Source organism: Roseobacter sp. EG26 (assembly GCF_049830555.1).
Lineage (GTDB): Bacteria > Pseudomonadota > Alphaproteobacteria > Rhodobacterales > Rhodobacteraceae > Roseobacter.
Window position 1 is genome coordinate 122,178 of sequence record NZ_JBNBLH010000007.1, and the last position, 24,087, is coordinate 146,264.

21 protein-coding genes and 1 riboswitch are annotated in these 24,087 nt (G+C 57.7%); of the genes, 15 read left to right on the forward strand and 6 right to left on the reverse strand.

Features of this window, described 5'->3' with window-relative positions:
• Positions 1-147 precede the first annotated feature (147 nt).
• The 4 genes from ACOTTU_RS16450 to ACOTTU_RS16465 all read left to right on the forward strand — a co-directional run bounded on the left by ACOTTU_RS16450 (position 148) and on the right by ACOTTU_RS16465 (position 4,822).
• Positions 148-1,848 (forward strand): NAD(P)H-dependent oxidoreductase subunit E, encoded by a 1,701-nt coding sequence (locus ACOTTU_RS16450; RefSeq protein WP_425659620.1) that lies wholly within the window; start codon positions 148-150, stop codon positions 1,846-1,848.
• Between the two features lie 82 nt (positions 1,849-1,930).
• On the forward strand, positions 1,931-3,247 hold the full coding sequence (gene ftsY / locus ACOTTU_RS16455) for a signal recognition particle-docking protein FtsY (protein WP_425659621.1): 1,317 nt from the start codon (positions 1,931-1,933) through the stop codon (positions 3,245-3,247).
• 47 nt (positions 3,248-3,294) lie between these two features.
• The gene (locus ACOTTU_RS16460; protein ID WP_425659623.1) at positions 3,295-4,197 is read left to right on the forward strand and encodes an EamA family transporter; all 903 of its coding nucleotides are present in this window, start codon (positions 3,295-3,297) and stop codon (positions 4,195-4,197) included.
• Positions 4,198-4,207: 10 nt separating this feature from the next.
• The gene (locus ACOTTU_RS16465; RefSeq protein WP_425659625.1) at positions 4,208-4,822 is read left to right on the forward strand and encodes an inner membrane-spanning protein YciB; all 615 of its coding nucleotides are present in this window, start codon (positions 4,208-4,210) and stop codon (positions 4,820-4,822) included.
• Here ACOTTU_RS16465 and ACOTTU_RS16470 read toward each other — a convergent pair.
• From ACOTTU_RS16470 to ACOTTU_RS16485, 4 genes are all read right to left on the reverse strand, one after another.
• A complete protein-coding gene (locus ACOTTU_RS16470) occupies positions 4,819-5,544 on the reverse strand; it encodes a Crp/Fnr family transcriptional regulator (RefSeq protein ID WP_425659627.1) in 726 nt (241 codons plus the stop codon). The two genes, ACOTTU_RS16465 and ACOTTU_RS16470, sit on opposite strands and share 4 nt — an antisense overlap.
• 161 nt (positions 5,545-5,705) lie before the next feature.
• Positions 5,706-6,407 (reverse strand): glutathione S-transferase N-terminal domain-containing protein, encoded by a 702-nt coding sequence (locus ACOTTU_RS16475; protein ID WP_425659629.1) that lies wholly within the window; start codon positions 6,405-6,407, stop codon positions 5,706-5,708.
• Positions 6,391-7,062 (reverse strand): hypothetical protein, encoded by a 672-nt coding sequence (locus ACOTTU_RS16480; RefSeq protein WP_425659631.1) that lies wholly within the window; start codon positions 7,060-7,062, stop codon positions 6,391-6,393. Before ACOTTU_RS16480 ends, ACOTTU_RS16475 begins: the two co-directional genes overlap by 17 nt.
• Positions 7,059-7,376, reverse strand: a complete 318-nt coding sequence (locus ACOTTU_RS16485; RefSeq protein ID WP_425659632.1) for a hypothetical protein — start codon at positions 7,374-7,376, stop codon at positions 7,059-7,061. Before ACOTTU_RS16485 ends, ACOTTU_RS16480 begins: the two co-directional genes overlap by 4 nt.
• Positions 7,377-7,492: 116 nt before the next feature.
• A riboswitch (SAM riboswitch) is annotated at positions 7,493-7,569 on the forward strand.
• A 61-nt stretch (positions 7,570-7,630) separates the two neighbouring features.
• On the opposite strand from ACOTTU_RS16485, the gene metZ reads away from it, so the two are divergent.
• The 5 genes from metZ to ACOTTU_RS16510 all read left to right on the forward strand — a co-directional run bounded on the left by metZ (position 7,631) and on the right by ACOTTU_RS16510 (position 13,589).
• Complete coding sequence (gene metZ, locus ACOTTU_RS16490) at positions 7,631-8,812, forward strand: O-succinylhomoserine sulfhydrylase (RefSeq protein WP_425659634.1); 1,182 nt, start codon at positions 7,631-7,633, stop codon at positions 8,810-8,812.
• A 167-nt stretch (positions 8,813-8,979) separates the two neighbouring features.
• Positions 8,980-10,083 (forward strand): GTP cyclohydrolase FolE2, encoded by a 1,104-nt coding sequence (gene folE2 / locus ACOTTU_RS16495; protein ID WP_298921195.1) that lies wholly within the window; start codon positions 8,980-8,982, stop codon positions 10,081-10,083.
• Between the two features lie 174 nt (positions 10,084-10,257).
• On the forward strand, positions 10,258-10,482 hold the full coding sequence (locus ACOTTU_RS16500; protein ID WP_425659636.1) for a DUF1127 domain-containing protein: 225 nt from the start codon (positions 10,258-10,260) through the stop codon (positions 10,480-10,482).
• Positions 10,483-10,552: 70 nt separating this feature from the next.
• The gene (locus ACOTTU_RS16505; RefSeq protein WP_425659638.1) at positions 10,553-12,001 is read left to right on the forward strand and encodes a TrkH family potassium uptake protein; all 1,449 of its coding nucleotides are present in this window, start codon (positions 10,553-10,555) and stop codon (positions 11,999-12,001) included.
• A gap of 1 nt (position 12,002) precedes the next feature.
• On the forward strand, positions 12,003-13,589 hold the full coding sequence (locus ACOTTU_RS16510) for a thiamine pyrophosphate-binding protein (RefSeq protein WP_425659640.1): 1,587 nt from the start codon (positions 12,003-12,005) through the stop codon (positions 13,587-13,589).
• Between the two features lie 7 nt (positions 13,590-13,596).
• On the opposite strand, the gene ACOTTU_RS16515 is transcribed toward ACOTTU_RS16510, so the two are convergent.
• The gene (locus tag ACOTTU_RS16515; protein ID WP_425659642.1) at positions 13,597-13,878 is read right to left on the reverse strand and encodes a hypothetical protein; all 282 of its coding nucleotides are present in this window, start codon (positions 13,876-13,878) and stop codon (positions 13,597-13,599) included.
• Between the two features lie 135 nt (positions 13,879-14,013).
• The gene (locus ACOTTU_RS16520; protein ID WP_425659644.1) at positions 14,014-15,792 is read right to left on the reverse strand and encodes a serine protease; all 1,779 of its coding nucleotides are present in this window, start codon (positions 15,790-15,792) and stop codon (positions 14,014-14,016) included.
• 162 nt (positions 15,793-15,954) lie between these two features.
• Between ACOTTU_RS16520 and ACOTTU_RS16525 the strand changes: the two genes are divergently transcribed.
• From ACOTTU_RS16525 to ACOTTU_RS16550, 6 genes are all read left to right on the forward strand, one after another.
• Entirely contained in the window at positions 15,955-16,896 is a 942-nt protein-coding gene (locus ACOTTU_RS16525; protein ID WP_425659646.1) for a glycine--tRNA ligase subunit alpha, read from the forward strand.
• Positions 16,893-17,414 (forward strand): DUF6446 family protein, encoded by a 522-nt coding sequence (locus ACOTTU_RS16530; protein ID WP_425659648.1) that lies wholly within the window; start codon positions 16,893-16,895, stop codon positions 17,412-17,414. The genes ACOTTU_RS16525 and ACOTTU_RS16530 overlap by 4 nt, the downstream gene beginning before the upstream one ends.
• Positions 17,414-19,654, forward strand: coding sequence for a glycine--tRNA ligase subunit beta (gene glyS, locus ACOTTU_RS16535; RefSeq protein WP_425659650.1), 2,241 nt, complete (start codon positions 17,414-17,416; stop codon positions 19,652-19,654). The genes ACOTTU_RS16530 and glyS overlap by 1 nt, the downstream gene beginning before the upstream one ends.
• An 84-nt stretch (positions 19,655-19,738) precedes the next feature.
• Complete coding sequence (locus ACOTTU_RS16540) at positions 19,739-22,276, forward strand: putative PEP-binding protein (protein ID WP_425659652.1); 2,538 nt, start codon at positions 19,739-19,741, stop codon at positions 22,274-22,276.
• A 273-nt stretch (positions 22,277-22,549) separates the two neighbouring features.
• The gene (locus ACOTTU_RS16545) at positions 22,550-23,068 is read left to right on the forward strand and encodes a cell wall hydrolase (RefSeq protein WP_298921430.1); all 519 of its coding nucleotides are present in this window, start codon (positions 22,550-22,552) and stop codon (positions 23,066-23,068) included.
• A 92-nt stretch (positions 23,069-23,160) separates the two neighbouring features.
• On the forward strand, positions 23,161-24,084 hold the full coding sequence (locus ACOTTU_RS16550) for a dihydroneopterin aldolase (protein ID WP_298921215.1): 924 nt from the start codon (positions 23,161-23,163) through the stop codon (positions 24,082-24,084).
• Positions 24,085-24,087: the final 3 nt, after the last annotated feature.

The window sequence follows — 24,087 nt, forward strand, 5'->3', positions numbered from 1 at the left end:
TTTCTGATCAGACACAGAGTGTCGTTTCTGGCCCTACCGGGCGGCGGGTTTGACGGTATCTTGCGCGGAACCGGGCTGATAATGTCCGCGACATGTAAAGACTGGCTTAAGATCCTGTGCTTGAAGCACAGGCGCGGAGAACAAAGAATGGCACTGGATACGTCCGACAAAAACCCCCGCAAGGGGGTCTGGAAATCAGGCAAAGGCAAAGGGCGTCACCACACGAAGGGCCGGCAACTGCAGGACGATGCCTGGGATGACGTGAAATCACTTCTGGGAAATGCGCCGCGCCGTGCCGATTTGCTGATCGAACATCTGCACAAGATCCAGGATCACTTTGGCCATTTGTCCGCCGCCAATTTGCGCGCGCTGGCCGAAGAAATGCGCATGTCGATGGCAGAAATCTATGAGGTTGCAACCTTCTACGCGCATTTCGATGTGGTCAAAGAGGGGGAGACACCGCCGCCTGCGCTGACCATTCGGGTTTGCGATTCGCTGTCGTGCGAACTGGCAGGCGCGCAGGCGTTGAAAACCGCGCTTGAGGATGGGCTTGACCCGGCTGAGGTCCGTGTTTTGCGCGCACCCTGCATGGGCCGCTGCGACACGGCCCCCGTATTGGAACTTGGTCACGCTCATATCGACCATGCGACACCTGAAAAGGTCAATGCGGCGATTGCGGCAAAGGAGACCCATGCGCATATCCCCGACTATCAGGATTATGCCGCCTATGTTGCTGAAGGTGGCTATGCGGTGCTGAAATCCCTTCGGGACGGCGGCAACTGGGAAGCGGTTCAGGACAAGGTGCTGGCCTCTGGTTTGCGCGGCCTGGGCGGGGCGGGGTTCCCGTCGGGCAAGAAATGGGGATTCGTACGCGCCAACGATGGTCCGCGTTATCTGGCCGTCAATGGTGACGAAGGCGAACCGGGCACCTTCAAGGACCGCTATTATCTGGAACGGGTGCCGCATCTCTTCCTTGAAGGCATGTTGATCGCTGCCTGGGCGGTCGAGGCGGAGACGGCGTTTATCTACATGCGTGATGAATACCCGGCGGTGCTGGAAATCCTGCGGCGTGAGATCAAGGCGTTGGAAGACGCAGGCATCGTTGACGCAGGCTATATCGATCTGCGCCGTGGCGCGGGGGCGTATATTTGCGGTGAAGAATCCGCGATGATCGAAAGCATTGAGGGCAAGCGCGGCATGCCGCGGCACCGCCCGCCTTTCGTGGCGCAGGTGGGTATCTTTGGTCAGCCGACGCTGGTTCATAACGTCGAGACATTGCATTGGGTGGCGCGCATTTGCCGCGAAGGGCCGGAGGTGCTGTCTGCGACGGAATTGAATGGCCGCAAGGGTCTGCGCAGCTATTCGGTCTCGGGGCGCGTGGCGGCCCCCGGCGTCTATTTGTTGCCCGCAGGTTCAACGATCACCGACATCATCGCGGCGGCAGGGGGCATGGCCGAGGGCCACAGCTTCAAAGCCTATCAGCCGGGCGGGCCGTCCTCGGGATTGCTGCCTGCGTCGATCCACGACGTGCCGTTGGATTTTGACACATTACAACCCTTGGGTTCGTTTATTGGCTCGGCGGCTGTGGTGGTCCTTTCCGATCAGGATTCGGCAAAGGCGGCGGCGCTGAACATGTTGCGCTTTTTTGAGGACGAAAGCTGCGGGCAATGTACGCCCTGCCGCGTCGGCTGTGAAAAAGCGGTGAAGCTGATGCAGAAAGACAGCTGGGATCAAGGCCTGCTGGAAGAACTCAGCACCGCGATGGTCGATGCTTCCATCTGCGGGTTGGGGCAGGCGGCCCCGAACCCGATCCGATTGGTGATGAAGCATTTCCCGGACGAAATCTGACATCGGGCACAATCAGGCTCCGGCCCTTTTCCTTCTGACAAAATCCCCTTAGATGGGTGCGATGTGAGAAGTGGGGCCGCAGATGGCGTTTTTCAAAAAACTCAAGGACAGGCTGTTCAAATCCTCGTCACGGATTGACGAGGGTCTGGAGGCGATTGTCGAAGAGGGCGGCATCGAGGAAACGGTTGCCCTGCCGCCGGTTGCAGACGCGCCGAGCGATGGATCGGACGTAGCATCCGAGACGGTTGAGACAGAAATTGATGGATCCGGGGGGCTTGACGCGCCAAAGGATGTCGTGTCGACCTTTCCAGAGCCAGAGCCAGAGCCAGAGCCAGAGCCAGAGCCAGAGCCAGAGCCAGAGCCAGAGCCAGAGCCAGAGCCAGAGCCAGAGCCAGAGCCAGAGCCAGAGCCAGAGCCAGAGCCAGAGCCAGAGCCAGTTTCCCTGCCGCGCACTCCGGCCCCTGTTGCCGAAGCTTTGAATGAGCCGCAGGCGGAAACACCCGCCGAAAAGCCGGGTATCCTTGGCCGGTTGCTGGGGCGTTCTGCGGCCAAAACCGTGGTCCGGCGGACGCTGGACGACGATATGCTGGAACAACTCGAAGAGTTGCTGATCACGGCGGATATGGGCGTGGATACGGCCCTGCGCGTGGTGGCGAACATGGCCGAAGGACGTTTGGGGCGTAAACTGTCCGTGCAGGAAATCAAGGAATTGATGTCGGCGGAAATTGCCCGGATCATGGACCCTGTGGCCAAGCCTTTGCCGCTTTATCCGCGCACCCCACAGGTGGTTTTGGTGGTGGGCGTCAATGGCTCTGGCAAGACCACAACCATCGGCAAACTGGCCAGCCAGTTCCGTGCAGCGGGCAAGAAGGTGGTGATTGCGGCGGGCGACACCTTCCGTGCAGCCGCCGTTGAGCAGTTGCAGGTCTGGGGTGACCGCGCCGGTGTGCCGGTTCTGACCGCTCCGGAAGGGTCTGATCCTGCCAGCCTTGCCTTTGATGCGATGACGCAGGCACAGGCGGACGGGGCCGATCTTTTGCTGATCGACACAGCGGGCCGGTTGCAAAACCGCAGCGATCTGATGGAGGAGTTGGCCAAAATCGTGCGCGTGATCCGCAAAAAGGACGAAACCGCCCCGCATAACACGCTGCTGGTGCTTGATGCGACCACCGGCCAGAACGCACTCAATCAGGTCAAGGTATTCCGGGATATCTCTGATGTTTCCGGCCTTGTCATGACCAAGCTCGACGGGACCGCAAAAGGGGGTGTGCTTGTGGCGCTTGCGGATGAGTTCGGGCTGCCCATTCATGCAATTGGCGTGGGCGAACAGATCGACGATCTCGATGCTTTTGATCCTGAGGAGTTCGCAGACGCCCTGATGGGCCTTGAGCGCGCATGAAGCACCCCAACAGGTCCGTCTCTGCCGTTTTGGTGCGCGGGTAACGCATGACCGAATGGCTGATCTCCATCGAAGGTACGGATGCAGGCCATCAACTGGCCCTTGTGCTGGCACTGATGGCGGCCTTTCTTCACGCGGTCTTTGGCGCGCTGCAAAAAGGGCGTTTCGATCCTTGGCTTACCAGGGGGGCGATTGATTTTTGCTACATGGCCATGGCCGCACCTTTCGCTCTATTTGTGGTGCCCTGGCCCGAGCCGCATATGTGGCCGATCTTTGCGGCCGTGTGGATCATCCATGTGTTTTACAAGCTCTTGCAGGCCTGGACCTACACCAAGGGGGCCTACACCGTGGTCTATCCGGTGGTGCGTGGCACCGGACCGCTGTTCACGGTATTTGGCGCCTATCTGATCTTTGGGGAAACCTTTTCGATCACGCAGTGGCTGGGTGTTGCGGTTCTGCTGGCAGGCATCTTCGGGCTGGCGATCTACAATATGATCTTTCTGGTCTCTGAGCGGGACACCCTGAATGCAGCTCTTGGACTGGCGGTGCTTACCGGTCTTTTTGTGGCACTTTACACAACCTATGACGCTTACGGCATCCGCGCGACGGCCGATCCTTTCACCTTTCTGGCCTGGTTCTTCATGATTGATGGCTTTGTCATGCCCTTCGTCGCAGGCGCGCGCTGGCTGCGCATGTCCGGACGGCCGGATTTGGGGCCATTGATGCGGCGCGGGTTGCTGGGCGGGTTGATCGCACCGCTGAGCTTTGGCGCGGTGATGATGGCCACGCGGCTCGACAAAGTGGGCGAGGCCGCCGTTCTGCGCGAAACCTCCACGGTTTTTGCCGCCATCATCGGTTGGGTCTTCCTGAAGGAAACCGTGGGGCCGCGACGTATTGCGCTGATGGCATTGATTGCGCTGGGCGCTGTGATAGTTGAGATGGGTGGATAAGGAAGCCGGAATGTCAGACGAAAAATCGATCAACCCGATCACCAAACAGGTCCTCGAACTGGGGCCCACCGTGCTGTTTTTCCTGATCTATCTGAAGATCAAGGAAGACACCTTCGTGATCGCGGGGATCGAATACAGCGGTTTCATCATTGCCGCGCTGGTCTTTGTGCCGATCCTGCTTTTTGCCATGGGGGTTCTGTGGCACCTGACCGGCAAACTCAGCCGCATGCAGGTTTTTACGGCCTTCATGGTTATATTCTTTGGCGGGCTGACCGCCTGGTTCAACGATGAGCGTTTCTTTAAAATGAAGACAACCATCGTCTACGGGCTTTTTGCGGCCCTTTTGGGCATCGGGTTGCTGCGCGGCCAGTCCTATCTGGCCTATGTCATGAATGAAATGATGCCGATGAAAGACGAAGGATGGATGATCCTGACGAGACGCCTGTGCGCGGCTTTTGCCTTGCTGGCCATCGCAAATGAGGTCGTCTGGCGCACCATGTCGACGGACGCATGGGTCAAGATCGAAACCTTCGGATTTCCCGTCGCGTTGATGGCGTTTCTGATGTGGCAGTTTACCGCCCTGCAAAGCTATCTGATCACCGATGAAACTGAAGGCGACGCCTAACCTTGACGCACCGAGGGCAACGCCTCGATCATTGGTTTGGGGATATGGTCAACGCGCACGGAATCCTTGCCCATTGAATGCGCCACCTTATGAGCCAGATCGGCCGAAATCGCTGCTTCCAACGCGAGTTTGAACCGCGTGCTGCGCGCGCATTTGCGCCGCAGGTCGCTAAAGTTCCACTCCAGCACTTCGGCACCTTCTTCGAGCCACGTTGACGCGGAACTGGGCGCGCCAACCAAAAAGGCAACCTCGCCCAGAAACAGCTTCGGCGCCAGCACGAAGGCCTGATCGCTTTTGCGCACCAAGGTGGAGCCGCTGATCACGAAATAGAGCTTGTCACCGGCCTCGCCTTCGGTTGTCACCTGTTTGTCGGCCTCGACAGCGTAGCGTTTGGCCAGTTTCATCAATGCCCGGAAATCACCCGGTGGCAACGGCGGAAAATCACCATAGATATCGGCATGAGCGCGTGGGATTGCAAAACGGGATTTGCGCGCCAGAAGGCTGGTCAGGCCGATTATATTGGCCATGCCGATCAGGAAACTGACGTAGATCGCCTCCCACAGGGGGGTGTCCGCGACCGTGAAATAGTAAAGCAGGTAAACGCCGGTGCCGGACAAGATGAGAAGACGTAGCACGACCTGGTGAATGATCACCAACCCCAGAATGTAGAAAGCCCCCGCCAGATAGACCAGCAATCCGGGTGAATACACAAAATCAGTCATAAAGAAAAATCACAGCAACCCAGAACATTCGCAAAGTTTGCGCAACTATAAACCCATTTTGCAAAGAAATTCATTAATTTATGCGCTTTTCTGCGCTTGAAAGATGGCTGGCTCTAACCAAATTCCGGCTTTTTGCAAAGCCCTGACGGAACCGGGGGCCTTCAACGTTTGAAAAGTTGGCTTTGTGCGTCCTTGTCCTGACGGAAATCGGCACGTTTCTCGGCAAAAAGGGCGCGACCTGCCTGCACGCCCGCGCGTACACCCATCATGTCCAGCCACCGCGCCATATGGGGTTTGTCCTCCAGCGTCTGTTGCTGGCCTTCCCACAGTGACGCCCATCCCCAGATCGACATGTCTGCAATGCTATAAAAATCGCCGGCAACATATTCGTTGTCTGCCAATCTTCTATCCAGAACGCCATAAAGCCTTGCTGTTTCAGCGCGGTAGCGGTCTTTGGCGTAGGGGATGTCGTTTGGCGGGTCCATCATCGGCGCGTATTTCAGGAAATGATGCGCTTGCCCGGCCATAGGGCCAAGCCCGCCCATTTGCCACATCAACCACTCGGATACTGCGATCTTTTCACGTGGCGTCTGACCTCCGAACTTGCCCGTTTTTTCAGCCAGATATTGCAGGATCGCACCTGATTCAAAGATCGAAACCGGCTCGCCACCAGGGCCATCATGATCGACGATTGCGGGCATGCGATTGTTGGGCGCGATTTTCAGGAATTCCGGCGCGAATTGGTCACCTGCGCCGATGTTGATCAAATGGGTTTCATAAGGCAGGGCCATTTCTTCGAGGGCGATGGAAATCTTCCAGCCGTTTGGCGTTGGCCAGTAGTAAAGATCAATAGGCGTGCTCATTGTGTTTTCCCTGCGCTGATGACGGGGCCATGATGCGATTTTTCAACCGCAGGGCAAGGGGCAGGGCAGGCAAAGTAACAGCCGGGGCCGCGGCGGCAGACCAAGCTGATGCAGGCCGCTTAAATCGCGACCAACGCGGCGCGGTGGTGTTCGGCAGCATGCGCCCCAATGCGCGCGGATCCACTGCGTCGGAATCCCGCAGAAGCCTGGCATAAAGCGCCATGGCCCCCGGGCGAAGATATGTCGACCAATGGCACACACGACGCTCTGGCGGCGCGACGGGCAGATCAAGCTTTTGAAGAACAGTGAGTGTTTCGGGGCAGTCGAGCTGCACCGTTGTCACATTGGGAAGGTCAATTCCCTGTCCGATCGCTGTGTCGCGTGGTACTGGCGGTGTCACCATTCTCTCAAAAGCCATATCGAAGAGATCGTTTTCGCGACTGGTCACATTGAGGACCTCGGTCGTCAATCCGGCGGGTGTGCGCAGCATCGCCCGCGCGCGGCTCGAAAAACTCGCCCCCGTCAGCAGCACCATCCTGTTCAGCTGATGTGGCGCAAGATGCGGCAAAGCGGAAAGGGCGATTTCAGACCCAAGCGAATGCGCGATGACATGAACGGGTCTCTCTGGCGCGCGGCGCCGCAAAACAGTGATCACTTTGGCGAGACGTTCGCCAAGTTTGGATGCGCGCGCGTGCGCTTGCCACAAGGAGCCACGTGGGCGATCCCCAGACCTTCGGCCGGGTTTTCGCGGCCAAAGCCCAGATTCTGTGGCCAGTTTCCTGAATCTGATCTGAAGATTTTTTCGTGAGGACAATGGTTTGCGTCGCCGGGCGCATATTTGTAGCCGTGCACCATGATGATGACTGGCCCTGCGGTGATCGGCTGCGTCTCAAGCGCGGTTTCCGCCACGCCGGGCCGATCGTGCAGCTGCAACCCCTGAGGTGTCGCATTCACCCTGAGCAATGGCATTCTCTGCCCTCTCTACAACATATTGTGGCTGATCTTTGCATCATGCATACGACGCGGGCATGAAATTACTGTTACACCACCGTGACGGTGTTGACGCGCAACACCCTTTGTCTTAACGGAAAGCCTGTGGCGATTTGTTACCGGATTGCGGGCCACTCTAAACATTCCGCTAAAAGGTCACCGATGAGGAAACCCCGTCGCGTTGGCCGCGTCTGGGGTTTTTTTGTGCCCGCAAGGGGTGAAGGAAGAAGAGAATGACACGCGAATTAAAACCAAGCACTGTGGCTGTTCATGCAGGCACCCGGCGCAGCCAATACGGCGAAGTGTCCGAGGCGATTTATCTCACACAAGGGTTTGTCTACGACACCGCCGAAGACGCCGAAGCGCGTTTTATCGAGTCCGGGCCGGATGAATTCATCTATGCGCGCTATGGCAACCCGACGGTGGCCATGTTCGAAGAACGGATTGCGGCGCTCGAAGGGGCCGAGGATGCCTTTGCAACAGCATCGGGTATGGCTGCGGTTTCCGGTGCGCTGACATCTATGTTGAAAGCAGGCGATCACGTGGTTTCTTCGCGGGCGCTTTTTGGCTCCTGCCTCTACGTGCTCGAAGACGTTCTGATGCGGTTCGGCGTAGAAGTCACCTTTGTCGACGGGGCAGATCTGTCAGCTTGGAAAGAGGCCATCCGCGACGATACGACTGCGGTGTTCTTCGAATCCATTTCCAACCCGACCCTTCAGGTTGTGGATATTGCCTCTGTCGCTGAACTTGCCCACGCTAAGGGCGCCACTGTTGTGGTGGACAATGTGTTCTCGACCCCGGTCTGGTCTGACGCCGTCAAACAGGGGGCCGATGTCGTGGTTTATTCCGCAACAAAACACATAGATGGGCAAGGCCGCGCCCTTGGTGGCGTCATTCTGGGCAGCCGTGACTATATTCGTAAGACGGTTGAGCCCTACATGAAACACACTGGCGGTTCGATGAGCCCGTTCACCGCCTGGGTCATGCTAAAAGGGCTGGAAACGATGAACCTGCGGGTGCGCGCCCAGACATCCAACGCCACCGCGATTGCTAAAGCGCTACAAGGGCATGAAAAACTGCAACAGGTCATCTACCCCGGCCATGCCAGCCACGCGCAGCATGATCTCGTCAAGCGCCAGATGGAGCAGGGCGGAACTGTACTGTCTCTTGATATCCGGGGCGGCAAGCCCGCCGCATTCCGCTTTTTGAATGCCATCGAAGTGGGGATCATCTCGAACAACCTCGGTGACGCCAAGACGATCATGACGCACCCGGCAACAACCACGCATCAGAGGTTGTCAGAGGAGCAACGCTCGTCCCTGGGCATCACCGACGGTCTTGTGCGCATCAGTGTCGGGATCGAAGATACCGAGGACCTTGTGACAGATATTCTGACAGCCCTGGCCGCGGTTTGACGGTTTTGATGCAGGGCGCTGAATTTTCCCCTTGTCAGGGATTTCATGCCATTGATGTCGGGGAATACTGATCTCATCGACGCGATCTGACGTATTTGTGAGGAGAGTTGGCTGTACCGGAACAAAGCCCTATCTAGAGAGCAGACGACGTCATGAGGGACATAGCGATGAACATCCACACACCCGTACTTGATGCCACACCAGATCGCGAAGAGGCTGAGGCCGCTCTTGCGCTCCTGCGAAATTGGGCGAAAGGCGCGACCACCACTGAAATTCTGGAACTTGATCCGTCCGTCGCCCGGTTGGTTCCAGGGTCAGATGCGGTGGACTACCCCGCTTTTTCACGCGAATATCCCGACGGCTTTGCAACGGATGAAGGGTATAAATCGACTTTGCCGGACCTTCAGAACGGGCCTTCGAGCCTGATCCGGGGGGCAAAGCAGCAAATCCAGCATGTCGGCATATCCAATTTTCGACTGCCCATTCGTTTTCGGACACGCGACAATGGCGATCTGACGCTTGAAGCTTCGGTGACCGGTTCGGTTAGCCTGGAGGCTGACAAGAAGGGCATCAACATGTCCCGGATCATGCGGTCTTTCTACAAACATGCTGAGCAGACCTTCAGTTTCGAAGTGATCGAAGCCGCATTGGACGACTACATCACCGACCTGGAGAGTTTTGACGCCCGTATCCAGATGCGTTTCAGCTTTCCCATGAAAGTCGACAGTCTGCGGTCCGGGCTGGCCGGGTATCAGTACTATGATATCGCTCTGGAACTGGTCGAACAGGCCGGGGTGCGCAAGAAAATCATGCACCTCGATTATGTCTACTCGTCAACCTGCCCCTGCTCTTTGGAGTTATCCGAACATGCCCGCGCAACGCGCGGACAACTGGCGACGCCACATTCGCAACGTTCTGTGGCACGGGTGTCGGTGGAAATTGACGAGAAGGCCGGGTGCTTGTGGTTCGAGGACCTTATCGAAGCCTGCCGCATTGCCGTTCCGACCGAGACGCAGGTGATGGTCAAGCGCGAGGATGAACAGGCGTTTGCAGAGCTGAACGCGGCCAATCCGATTTTTGTGGAAGACGCCGCCCGTCTGTTTTGTGAGCAGCTGCATTCAGATGTGCGTATTGGTGATTTCCGCGTGATAGCGAGCCATCAGGAGAGCCTTCACAGCCACGATGCGGTCAGCATCCTGGTTGAAGGTGACACTTTTGCGGCCGAAAGCCTGGACCCCAAGCTCTTCAACACGCTGTTCCACGTAGGCTAAGGCCAATTCAGCAGATTGTTGTCCGATCTCACCCGGTTGTGCCCGCTACGCCGCGGCGCAGCGTCAGGGGATAGCGGCTATGCAATAACGACAATTCTCATTACCACTCAGATGCTTATATCTCTTGCAGTAGTAATAATTGCGAAATGAGAAGGACAGGCTATGGCTTATCATGTGGCTCACCAAATTCCCGGATCGGAAGTGTTGCAGAGCTTTTGGGCAAGCGTCACCAAGATTTTTTCCGGGATCGGCAGCAGCCTGATGCTGGCTGCCAGCGCAAACCGCCGCATGGTGATTGTGGAACGGTTGCAGGAAAAATCGGATGCAGAACTTGCAGCCATCGGAATACGGCGCGAAGACATCGTTCGTCATGTCTTTTCGGACATCCTCTACGTCTGATCTGAGCGTTTTCTGAGACCCATCTTTCAGGCGCTTGACACTGGCCATCGGGCCAGCCAACCCTGCGCTCATGTTAGACCTGCGCCCCGTCGGATACGTAATTGGCTTGCTGGTGGCCGTGCTTGGCACCGCCATGCTCTTGCCAATGCTGATTGATCTGGCTGAAGGGCGGGAGCACTGGCCGGTCTTTTTCCAATCCTCGTTGATCACGGTTCTGGCCGGCGGGCTGATCTCTCTGGCCTGCGCCAATGGGGTAAAGGAAGGGCTGACCATTCAGCAGACCTTCCTTCTGACCACGGGCGTTTGGGTAGCTTTGCCTCTTTTTGGCGCGTTGCCGTTCGTTCTGGGCGAAACCGATGCACGCTTTGTTGATGCGTTTTTCGAAGCCATGTCGGGTCTGACCACGACCGGTTCCACTGTGCTTTCCGGTTTACAGGATCTGCCAAAGGGTCTGTTACTGTGGCGCGGGATTTTGCAATGGCTGGGCGGCATCGGCATCATTGTTGTTGCCATGGTTTTCCTGCCCGAATTGCGCGTCGGCGGGATGCAGATTTTCAAATCTGAATCCTTCGATACCATGGGTAAAATTCTTCCGCGCGCCGGTCAGATTGCGAGCCAAATTTCCAGCATTTACCTGGCGCTGACCATGGCATGCGCGCTCAGCTATCTGGCTCTGGGCATGAACGCCTTTGACGCCACGGTGCATGCGCTGACCACGATTTCGACCGGGGGGTTCGCAAACTACGACGAATCCTTCGGCGCGTTTTCTGGTAACAAGGAGTATGCTGCGGCCTTCTTCATGGTTGTCGCGTCCCTGCCGTTTGTCCGCTATGTGCAGATGATCAACGGGCACGCCTCACCGCTGTGGCGTGACAGTCAGGTGCGGGCCTTTATCGCGACACTCCTGGTTTTGGTCGTTGCCATGACGTTTGTCCTGTCGCGGGTGTCACCGGATCAATGGGGGCAATCCTTCCGCGAGGCTCTTTTCAATGTAACCTCTATCATGACCGGAACCGGTTATGCCTCCGCCAATTATATGACCTGGGGGTCGTTGCTGATTTCGATGTTCTTTTTCATCGGTCTGATTGGCGGGTGCGCGGGATCGACAACCTGTTCGATCAAGATATTCCGTTACCAGCTGCTGTTTGCCTCCATCAAGATGCAGTTGCGAAAGATCCGCTCACCCAACGGTGTGTTTCTTGTCCGCTACGAAAGACGTGCTGTCGGCGACGATGTTCTGAGTTCGGTCATTTCGTTTTTCATGTTTTTCACCGTGACCCTCGGTTTGCTTGCCGTCGCTCTGAGCCTGACCGGCCTTGATTTCATCACCTCGCTGTCGGGGGCAGCGACCGCCCTTTCAAATGTGGGCCCCGGATTGGGTCCCGAGATTGGTCCTGCCGGGAACTTTGCCGGGCTGAACGATACCGCCAAATGGCTCTTGACCGCAGGAATGCTGCTTGGCCGGCTCGAATTGCTGGCCGTTTACGCCATCCTGACCGTTAAATTCTGGAGAAACTGATATGCAAAAACCGCTAGGTGCCCAAATTTCGCACATGCTGAAAGATCGCGGTGTTGATGTGATCTTTGGCATTCCAGGGGTGCATAATCAGGAAATGTACCGCGGCATCGAAGAGGCGGGGATTACCCATGTGCTGGCGCGCCACGAACAAGGGGCGGGCTTCATGGCAGATGGATATGCGCGTGCCACCGGCAAGCCGGGGGTGGCTTATGTGATCACCGGACCCGGTCTTTGCAACATCATGACGCCTATGGGGCAGGCCTATTCGGATTCGGTTCCCATGCTGGTGATCTCAAGCTGTCTTGATGAAACGGCGGCCCGTAAAGGCCAGTTGCACCAGATGAAGGACCAGCGTGCTGCGGCGGAAACTGTTTGCGACTGGTCCGAGGAAGCCAGGACCGCCGAGGCGGCCTACGCCCTGCTAGACAGGGCCATGCTTGAATTTGACACCCGGCGACCTCGACCCAAGCATATTCAGGTGCCGATTGCGGTGCTTGAAGCGCAGGCGGATGATGCGCCGCGAGCAGTTGACCAATCTCCTACCCCCGGGATTGACGCAGCAAGTACAGAGCAAATCGCGCGTGAATTGCGTGAAGCGCGCTATCCGATCGTTGTGTTTGGCGGAGGGGTCGCGACCGGTAGAATGACCGCCAGTATTGAGCGCCTGCTTGAACGGTTCAGGCCTGCCACCTTCACCACCTATGCCGGACGCGGTGTCGTGCCGGTCGCATACGAGCTGAATTTTGGCAGCAATCTGGCGCGACCGTCCTCGGCGGATATCTTTGCCAAGGCCGATTACGTTCTGACCGTCGGCACCAGCCTTGCGGAAACTGACCTCTGGCGTCAGGAACTGGGGCACCACTGCAATTGGGCACAAATCAATATTGACCCGGCCGACATGGTGACCGGCCCTGGACGATCTGTGAACATTGTGGCCGACGGTGCAGAGGTGCTTTCGCTGATCTGCGCAGGTCAGACGGGCGAAGGGAATGCACGCTGGTCGGCAAACGATGTAGCCAACCTGCGCGCGCGTTGGCGGGATGAAACAGATGCCGAGCGCCCGGGCATTGTGCCAATCTGTGATGCTTTGCGGGACGTGGTGCCCGCCGACACGATGATCTATTCGGACATGACACAATTCGCTTACGTAGCCAAAGAGGTCTGGGACATGGACCGTCCCGGCCATTGGCATCACCCCTACGGTTTCGGGACGCTGGGATATGCGACACCAGCGGCCATCGGGGGCGCAGTGGCGCGCCGTGGCAAACCCACCATGGCGATCATCGGGGATTACGGATTTCACTACACCATGCAGGAATTGGGGGTTGCCGTGGAGTTGGGCCTGAGTCTGCCGATCATCCTGTGGGACAACGGCAAGCTTAAGGAGATCGAAGACAGCATGGTGCGCGGGCAAATCGCCCCCAATGCAGTCGTTGCCCGGAACCCGGATTTTTGCAAACTTGCCGAAGCCTTCGGTGCCGGATCAGTCGCCCCAAAAACGCTTCCCGAACTGCAGGACGCGGTCAGGGCGGCGTTTGAGAATGAAGGTCCGACGTTGATTTACATCACGCCGGACCTGACTCGTTAACGCGGTTTCACTGGTAATCTGAATAGGCGCGTTGGATCAGGCGCGTTTGGCACTTGGCATGGGCCGTGTTGACGATCAGGTACCATACCGTCTCGCCCGGCCGTCCAGCGCGGGAATATTGGCAGTTGTCAGGGGACGTCCACCACTGACCGCGGAAATCCGCAGGTGGCATCATGGAGGAAGTGTATTCCACCAAGGTGACATTTGATGAGCCGGTCTGATTACGATCAGCCGACGCGGGCAGCATGAGCACCAGGCCAAAAGCCAGTGCCACCATATATTTGAGCATTTCTCCACTCCATCATCGTACCGAAGTACGGCGCACCCCCACGCAAGCAGACCATGGCGTACAGGGGTTAATCCTCCGCAAACGGATGACAGTCAGAGACCCCAATTTTAGGGCAGATTTGAGACGATTTTGTGCTTATTCCCAGCAACTCACGAGCACGGTCATGCCTAGGGCACGGGTCGTAATGTCTTCGGGTGGCAAAGCCGGAGCGGCTTCTGCATTACCCGGTGTAAGGCCTGCGCTCCGCATCGCTTCTGCAATCGCTGCCGCTGCGAGGGCGAAGGTGACATCCTTTGGCAACTGCCGGTTTCCTTCACCGCGTGGCAGCAACATGCCAAACACATTTCCACTGGCGTCAAAAACCGGCCCGCCCGCGTCGCCGGGCAGAGTATTGAGCGCCAATCGCGTCAAGTCTTCTTCGCCGCGCAATCCGCGGAGATCCGACAGAGTGCCGAAGGTCATGGTGGGGGCTTCAAGAACGCCTTCATATGAATACCCGGCGACGGCAATGTCAGACTGCAAACGGGGGGGCACGGGGCTGAACTCTGCGACCTGTGGTGGCGCCAAGGTTTCGGCAGGGCTGAGGATCGCCAAGCCACGGTCCAGATCCAGTGTTTCAAGTCTGGCATCAATTTCATCATCCAGCGTGATGCGTGTGCAGCTCTGAACGGCATCCGAGGTGGTGATCACCGATCCGCGTCCATCTACAAAGAAACCAGATCGCGAAACCTTGGGTTTGCGAATTTGCAACCCAGCCACCAGATCAATCTGTTGTGTGCTTGCATCCCCGGCCGCCGCATCCAGAACCCCATCCAGCCGGGTAAAGCTGGCCTCCATCTCGGAGATCAGCCGTGTCCTGCGCTCTTCGTCCCCTGCGGGCCAGATCAGCGTGAAACCCTTGATCTGTCCTGCGGCCAGCCGCACCCGCGTTTCGCTCACGATAGAGGCGTTTCGTCCTACCAGCTCAAAACTATCGCGCGTCTGGCGCCGTTCTCCCTCAAGCGGGACAATCTCAAGGGTCTGCATGATCTGATAAAGACCCGCCAGCGTGTTGGCATCACCCTCCTGGCTGATCAGCAGCACCTTGGCGGCACTTCCGTCGGTGGCATTGAAGTGGGCAAAGGGCGGTTCATATCGCTCGAATGCGACCACACCGGTGGGGATCATGATTTCGATACCGGTTCTGGTATCGGTGACGCGCCGCAACTCCAGCCCCTCAAGGACTGCATTGTATTGGCCGATCAGGACTTCTCGTTGCAACGTGGTCAGGATACCTGTTGGTTCAAATCCGTTGGCCTGCTGCCACGCGGACATGGAGGCGCGCGTCCCGCGGCCAAACGCACCATCAATCGTCGAGCTGTAGAAACCCGCCCATTGCAGCGCCGTTTGCAAACCGCGCCGCTCTTCAGCGCTTAGCCTGCGTTCGCTTCGTCTTGCCTCGGCCGGCGTCTCGTCAACCTCCCTATTGGCAATTTCGGGTGTTTGGACCGGATCATTGGCAATTTGCGGCTCTGACGGTGTCGGGGTTTCCTGCTGGTCTTCGATCACCTGCGGGGTTTGCGTGTTTGCCCCCAGCACGTCTTGTCCCTGCGGGAAGAATTGCTCGCCCAGCGTTGCGCTGAAGGTGATGTAGCTGTCGCGCGGGATCAAACCATCAGCGCGGTAAACTTGCAGAACCTGCTCTGCGTCCTGTGCTGCGTATGGCCCCAGAACGATGCCATGCCAGCCGCCGCCCAGTCTGAACCCACTCACATCCTCCAATTCACGCGCATAAACCTGCGCGCGCGCCAGCCCGTCCCGCAGGTTGGGATGCGCTTCGATCTGTATCCACACCACCTGTTGAGAGGTCTGCGCCTGAAGGCCTTGTCCGATGGCTGCAAAAAGAACCAAAAAACCTACAAATAACCGCTTCATTCCAATGCATACCTCTGGCCGTTCAAAATCCGGCACAGATAAACAGGAATTGGGCCGTTTGGCCATATGACATTGGCCTGAATTATCCTGTTGCCTGCAATTGACGCCCCATTCACACACACGTAGGAAAGGCGCGCAAGTTCATCCCGAGGCAACGCCCCCATGTCCGATAATATCCAGGCCCCCAAGTCCTTTCAGGAGATCATTCTGCGTCTGCAAAATTATTGGGCGGGGAAGGGCTGTGCGATATTGCAGCCCTACGACATGGAAGTGGGGGCGGGCACGTTTCACCCCGCCACAACCCTGCGCAGTCTTGGCACGCAGCCCTGGGCCGCGGCCTATGTGCAACCGTCCCGCCGTCCAACCGATGGCCGCTATGGTGAAAACCCCAACCGGTTGCAGCACTACTATCAGTACCAGGTGCTGATCAAACCCAGCCCGCCCGATCTGCAGGAGCTTTATCTTGGGTCTCTTGCTGCCATCGGTGTCGATATGGCGCTGCATGACATTCGGTTTGTGGAAGACGATTGGGAAAGCCCGACACTTGGTGCCTGGGGGCTCGGTTGGGAGGTCTGGTGTGACGGCATGGAAGTCAGCCAGTTCACCTATTTCCAGCAGGTGGGTGGGCACGACTGCCACCCTGTGTCGGGCGAACTGACCTACGGGCTTGAACGGCTGGCGATGTATATTTTAGGCGTCGATCACGTCATGGACATGCCTTTCAATGATCCGCAAACCCCTATCGCGCTGAGCTATGGGGATATCTTCAAGCAGACCGAAGAAGAATATGCCCGCTGGAACTTTGATACCGCCGACACCGCCGTCCTGTTTCGCCATTTTGAGGAGGCCGAGGCCCATTGCCGCGAAATTCTGGGCGCGGCGCATGACGATCCCAAGACCGGCAAGCGGATTATCATGGCCCATCCGGCCTATGATCAATGCATCAAGGCCAGCCACATCTTTAACCTGCTGGATGCGCGCGGCGTCATTTCCGTGACCGAACGTCAGGCCTATATCGGACGGGTACGCGCCCTGGCCAAAGCCTGTGCCGATGCCTTTGTGCAGACACGGGCGGGAGGCTGGCAGCCAGAGAGTGCTGCATGAGCGGAAAAATCGTCGGGATTGCCATCATGATCTCTGCTCTGATCGCGGGCGTGTCGCTTTATTATTTGCAGGTTTACGGCTTTTACGAGGAAGTCTCTGCCGAGACACAAGAAATTCGCCTGATGTCTCTCACCTCCAACGCGCCGGTGGCCATTCTGGCGGAGGGGATCGAAGCCATTGACGCGCAAAGCTCACCTATCCGGTTCCGTGCCTGTTTTATCACATCCTCAAGCCTCGCGATGCTGACCGAAACCTACGTGGGTCTGGAGAATGCCATTCCGCGCAATGCCCCTGAATGGTTCGACTGTTTTGATGCCGCTGGCATCGCCGCCGAGCTACAGGCCGGGACGGCACTGGCCTTCCTTGGCGAAAAGAACGTGGCCTTTGGCGTTGACCGGATTGTGGCGATCACTGAGGACGGGCGCGGATACGCCTGGCATGAGCTTAATGATTGCGGCGAAAAGGCCTATGACGGAACGATTGTGGGCGAAGAATGCCCAAGACTGGATGAAAACTGATGCCTGATCTGCTGATTGAACTCTTTTCCGAGGAAATCCCCGCGCGCATGCAGAAACGCGCAGGCGAAGATCTCAAGAAGCTCGTCACCAATGGGATGGTTGACGCAGGTCTTACCTATGTGTCGGCGGCGGCGTTTTCGACACCGCGCCGCCTGACATTGACAGTGGATGGCCTTTTGGCCGCAAGTCCAACAACGATCGAGGAACGCAAGGGCCCCCGCGCCGATGCTCCTGAAAAGGCCATCGAGGGGTTCTTGCGCGGTGCTGGTCTGACCCGCGACCAGTTGGATGAGCGCGACACCCCCAAGGGGTCTGTTCTGTTCGCCCGCATCGAAAAGCCGGGTCGCCCGGCTGCGGACATCATTGGCGAGGTACTGGAACACGCAATCCGGAATTTCCCCTGGCCGAAGTCCATGCGGTGGGGGGCGGGATCGCTGCGCTGGGTCCGGCCATTGCATGCCATTCTGTGCCTTCTGAGCGATGAGGCTGGTGCGCAGGTTGTTCCGTTGGATGTCGACGGGATCACGTCGTCCGACAAGACAGCAGGCCACCGTTTCATGTCGCCTGACCGGTTTTCGGTGACCTCTTTCGACGACTACGCAGCCAAGCTCAAACGCGCCCATGTGGTGCTTGATCCTCAGGAGCGTGCGGACACGATCTGGCACGACGCGACCAACATGGCCTTCGCCAACGGGTTGGAGGTGGTCGAGGACAAGGGGTTGCTGGCAGAGATCGCCGGTCTGGTGGAATGGCCGGTGGTTCTGATGGGCCGGATCGGCGATGATTTTCTGGAATTGCCGCCGGAGGTGCTGCAAACCTCGATGAAGGAGCACCAGAAGTTCCTGTCTGTGCGCAATCCCAAATCGGGTCGGATCGAGCGGTTCATCACGGTCGCCAATCGCGAGACGGCGGACAATGGGGCCACAATCCTTGCTGGCAACGAAAAGGTTCTCTCCGCGCGTCTGGCGGATGCGAAATTCTTCTGGGACAACGATCTGCGCATCGCCCAAAGCGACATGGGGGTCTGGCTGAAAGCGTTGGAGAATGTGACCTTCCATAACAAGCTCGGTACGCAGGCAGAACTGGTTTCGCGCATGGCCAGCCTTGCCCGCGAAATTGCCCCGTTGGTCGGGGCGGACCCGGATGAAGCCGAAGAAGCGGCACGTCTGGCAAAAGCCGATCTCAGTTCCGAAATGGTCTATGAATTCCCTGAATTGCAGGGGTTGATGGGCCGCTACTACATCAAGGCGTCGGGTCGTTCAGAGGCCATCGCTGCCGCAGCGCAGGAACATTACGCCCCGCTTGGCCCGTCCGACGATGTGCCCACCGCACCAGTATCAGTTGCCGTGGCTTTGGCCGAAAAGATCGACAAGCTGACGGGCTTCTGGGCGATCGACGAGAAGCCCACGGGGAGCAAGGACCCCTTTGCCCTTCGGCGGGCGGCGCTGGGGGTTATTCGAATTGTTCTTGAAAATAACCTAAGATTGCCGTTGGACCGCACCTTGTTCAATGGCTTTGCAATGATCTTTTTTCATAGTCAGGCGAATGCACGAGCTTGCAGGACAGATGACGCAGATAGGTTGTTACAGATTGCGGAAGAGTATCGCATCATTGGGAACTTCGATGCGAAACAGTTTGCGGCAGCAATTGAGATGGAAGGCTCAGAATTTTGGGAGGGTTTTGGAGACGTTGTTCTGGATGAGCAAGGTTACCAAAAACACCTGCGCACTTTCCTCCACGACCGCCTCAAAGTCTACCTGCGCGATCAGGGCATTCGCCATGACGTCATCGACGCCTGTATCGCCATGGAGGGCAATGACGATCTGGCGCTGCTGGTCAAACGTGCGCGCGCCCTGTCGGACGTGCTGAAAACCGACGATGGGGAAAACCTGCTGCAAGCTTTCAAACGCGCCAACAACATTCTGACGCAGGCCGAGGCGGCGGATGGGGTCGAATATTCCTACGGGCCGGACGTGAAATTTGCGCAGACCGATGAGGAACGCGCGCTTTTTGATGCGCTGGACGCGGCAGAGGCAAAGATTGATCCGGCCATGAAATCGCAGGATTTCACGACTGCTATGTCGGCCATGGCAGCATTGCGCGGACCCCTGGATGCTTTCTTTACGGCCGTTCAGGTGAACGCAGAGAATGCCACCGTGAGGCGCAATCGGTTAAATCTGCTGAGCCGTATCACCCGCCTTTGCACATCCGTTGCCGATTTGACTCGCATCGAAGGGTAATCCACCGGTCTCGTTTTTGCTTGGGCAGAGGCTTGCCAGCCCCATTTTACTGCCTATGCTGCACCTCAACAGAAAGGTGCCGCAGTGCAGAATAATCCGCATACCACACTTGTGACCGCTCAAGCGCCCATTGCCGCCGAAACCCACGGGGGGCGGGCCAAATGCCTGCAAAGGCTTGTGCGTCTTGATCTGCCGGTGCCGCGCACGGTCGCGCTGTCCTTTGAAGCGGTGAAGCGTATTGCCAAAGGTGAGCTGCCGGACACCACCGCCATCGTGTCTCAGTTTCCCAAAGGCACCTTGCTATGTGTGCGCCCCTCTTCTGAAGATCCCGACTGGGGCGGGCCCGGTGCCGTTCTCAACATCGGCATGAATGACAAGCGGTTGGCAACACTTTCTGACCGGTTGGGTCAGGATGCTGCCTATGCGGTCAACACCCGGTTTGTGCAGTCCTATGCGGTCGATGTCGCGCGGCTCGACCCTGACATGTTTGATGATGTCGACGGGGAAGGGCGCGAAGGCCTGACGGAATCGCTGCGGGCCTATGAAGGTGAAATGGAAGAGCCTTTTCCCGAAGATCCCGCTGAACAACTGGCTGCCGTTCTGAAATCAATGGCCCGCGCCTGGGATGGCACCTCTGCGCGTCTGCTGCGACAAGCCAAGGGCGCGCCGGTGGATGCGGGTCTTGGGCTGGTTGTGCAGGAAATGGCGCTGGGGCTGGGTCATGGCGAATCCGGATCCGGTGTGTTGCAACTGGTCAGCAGCGATACCGGTTTGCCGCAGATCACCGGCCGGTACCTCAGCCAAAGCCAGGGACGTGATGCGCTTGAAGGGGACGCCGCTGCTCTTTATCTCAGTCGCGATCCAAGGGGGCCTTCACTTGAGGAACTGGCCCCTGAGGCCTTTGATGCGCTCAAGACCCATGCAGCCCTGATGCGGGTCAAACTGCGTGAGGAAATGCAGGTCGAGTTTGCCATTGAAAATGGTGCGCTGTTCATTCTCGACGGCGTCCGCGTTGCGCGTTCAAGCCAGGCCGCGGTTCGGATTGCGGTGCAACTCGCGGAAGACAAGATTATTTCGCGCGCGGAAGCGCTGATGCGTGTGCAGCCCCGAACTCTGTCGGAGCTCTTGCACCGGCAGGTCGATCCCGGTGCCGAGCGCAATGTGATCGGTTATGGTATCGCGGCCAGTCCGGGTGCGGCCACGGGTCAGATTGTCTTCACCGCCACCGAAGCACAGGCCAGTGCCGCGCGGGGTGAGCCTTGTATTCTGGTTCGGCGTGAAACCTCTCCGGAGGATATTCGCGGTATGCACGCCGCCCATGCGGTTCTGACGGAACGCGGTGGCATCACCAGCCATGCCGCTGTGATCGGCCGCGGTATCGGGTTGCCCTGCGTGGTCGGCGCATCGAACATGCGTTTCATTGGCAGCAAGAAACAACTGGTGACCAAGGACGGTAAAGTCTTCAACGCAGGGGAAGTCATTACGGTCGATGGCACAAGCGGCGAGGTTCTGGCCGGTGCTCCCAAGATGCGCGAGGCGGCTTTGGACGAGAGTTTCCAGAAGCTCATGGAATGGTCGAGTGATTTTTGCGACATCGGCATCCGCGCGAACGCGGATACGCCTGCGGATGCGCAAACGGCCCGGAACTTCAACGCGCAGGGCATCGGGCTGTGCCGGACCGAACACATGTTCTTTGAACCGGGCCGACTGACTGTCATGCGCGAAATGATCTTTGCGGAAACGTCGCAGGATCGCCGGGCGGTGCTTGAACGGTTGCTGCCCATGCAGCAGGCGGATTTTATCCAGCTTTTTGACATCATGAAGGGGCAACCGGTTTGTATCCGGCTCTTTGATCCGCCGTTACATGAATTCCTGCCCAACGATCGCGCGGGTCAGAGAGAACTGGCCGATGCGCTGGATCTGCCCTTGTCGGATGTGACGCGCCGCATCGACGCGATGTCCGAGTATAATCCGATGTTGGGTCTGCGCGGCGTGCGGTTGGGCGTGACCGTTCCGGAAATCTATGAAATGCAGGCGCGCGCGATTTTCGAGGCAACAATCGAGGTCAATGCCAAAGGTGCTGCTGTCGTTCCGGAGATCATGATTCCATTGGTGTCGGCAAAGCGCGAAGTGGAACTGGTCAAAAGTTCAATCGATGCGGTCGCCGCTGCTGTGCGCACGGAAAAGGAAGCGCAATTCGACTACCGGTTGGGGGTCATGGTGGAGACACCGCGCGCGGCACTGCGTACGGCCGAGATTGCACCCAATTGCGCGTTCCTGAGTTTTGGGACCAATGATTTGACGCAAATGGCATATGGGCTCTCGCGAGATGATGCGGGCCGTTTCATGTCCGATTACGTACAGCAAGGTGTGTTTCCGGAAGACCCTTTCCACGTGCTCGATACCGACGGTGTCGGTGAATTGCTCAAACTTGGGGCAGAAAGAGGGCGGGGGGCCCATGAGGGCATCACCTTGTCGATCTGTGGTGAACATGGCGGTAACCCCGAATCAATTGCCTTTTGCAGAGATGCAGGATTTGATTATGTTTCCTGTTCTCCCTTCCGAGTTCCGGTGGCGCGACTAGCTGCCGCACAGCTTGCGATCGGAGGCAATATATCGTAGTTTACCGCATCGCACCCACAACATATTGTGGTTTCTAGCGCTGCGTGTTGAGCGATTGCACGCCGAGATTAACCATCTCGACGGCCGTAAACTTTACGTCAACTTTTTATCTCGGTAGAGGAACGCCATTGAAACGTCTTGGGGGACGCCGTCGTGCGTATTGTCTGCAAAACGATTTTGTCGTTTTCTTTAGGGTTGCTTCTGGGCTTTTTTGTGGCCGAGCCGGGCCTTGCCCGTCAGGGTGACCGTACTGAAAAGAATGTATCCAGAGATCTGGAAGCCATCACCGTGCGCCGCATGCAGGAGACCGCTCTTGCAGGCAAAGAGGACAAAGAGATTGAATTCTCGCGGGCCTGGCTGGACGCTCAACCCAAAGCAAAGGGTGGAGATGAGTTGCGCTGCCTTGCCGAAGCGCTTTATTTCGAAGCCCGAGGTGAAACAGTCAAAGGCCAATTCGCTGTGGCTGAGGTTATCCTGAATCGGGTGAAGTCTGAACGTTTTCCGGGCTCGGCCTGTGGCGTTATCAATCAGGGAACAGGCAAGAAGTATCAGTGCCAGTTCACCTATACCTGTGATGGTCACAAAGAGGTTATTGCCGAACCGCGCGCCTATGATCGCGTGTCAAAGGTCGCACTTTTTGCGTTGAACGGTGAAGCGCCGGACCTGACCGAAGGGGCCACGCATTATCATACGACTGCCGTGAAACCCCGGTGGAGCCGCGTTTACACCAAAACCGCTGCAATCGGTGATCACATCTTTTATCGCCATACATGGCGTACTGCCAGCAACTGACGCTTTCGGCCCTTGGCGCGGCGTTCTGAAGACTGTTAAAGGGCGGTCACCCTCTAAAATGGGGACTGCTCAGCTTAACGGAAGGTACGCTCATGAGTTCCGAAATCAGACTTGCCTTTGCGCATCCCTCCGAAAGATCAGAGGCAACTGCCGGGTCTGAGCCGCGTGATCGGATTTCGCTACGCGATCATATCGTCGAAATCGAGATCGGGGCCTTCCAGGCTGAACGGGGGGTTACCCAGAGGATATGTTTCAACGTCGTCGTTGAAGTGCAGCCCCTGACGGGTCCCATTGACGATGATGTGGACCGTATCCTGAGCTACGACAAGGTGACCGAAGCCATCGCTTTTGAGCTGGCGGACGAGCGGCTGAACCTGCTGGAGACTTTGGCGGAACGCGTTGCGGAACGCATATTGCTGGAACCGCAAGCTATGCGCGCCTTCGTGCGCATCGAAAAACTGGATCGGGGGCCGGGCGCTTTGGGCGTGGAGATCGTACGCGGCAGGGGACAGGCCACGCCGCAACGCCCAAGCGAAGAACCTGTGCTGCAACCCGAATTGGTTTACCTGAGCAATGATGCGATTTCTTCACCGCATCTCAAAGGCTGGATTGATCAACTTGAATCCCGCGACCGCCCTGTGATCTTTTGTGTCGGGGCCTCCGACACGCCGGCGCCGCAAACCTCTCACCGCATGGCCCAACGGCGCATTGACCTTCTGGCGATTGAACAGAATGCCTGGGTACTTGCGTCAAAAGATGACCGCTGCGTGGTTGTTGATACCAGAACCGAACTAGATTGGGCGATGAAAAACGGGCAGACCTGCGTTTGGGCTCCGTCCAAGATCGTCCTCGACGCTGTGGATGGTCCTTCCGCGCAACCCAGCGACGCGATCGCTCTGGCGGCATGGTTTGCCGCGACTTTTGATGCGGGTGAAATGCTGGTGATCGGTGCGGATTTGCCAAAAGCCGCTTCGGTGCCCCTGAGGACCATTTCCGCTGATAGCGCAAAGCTCTGACAC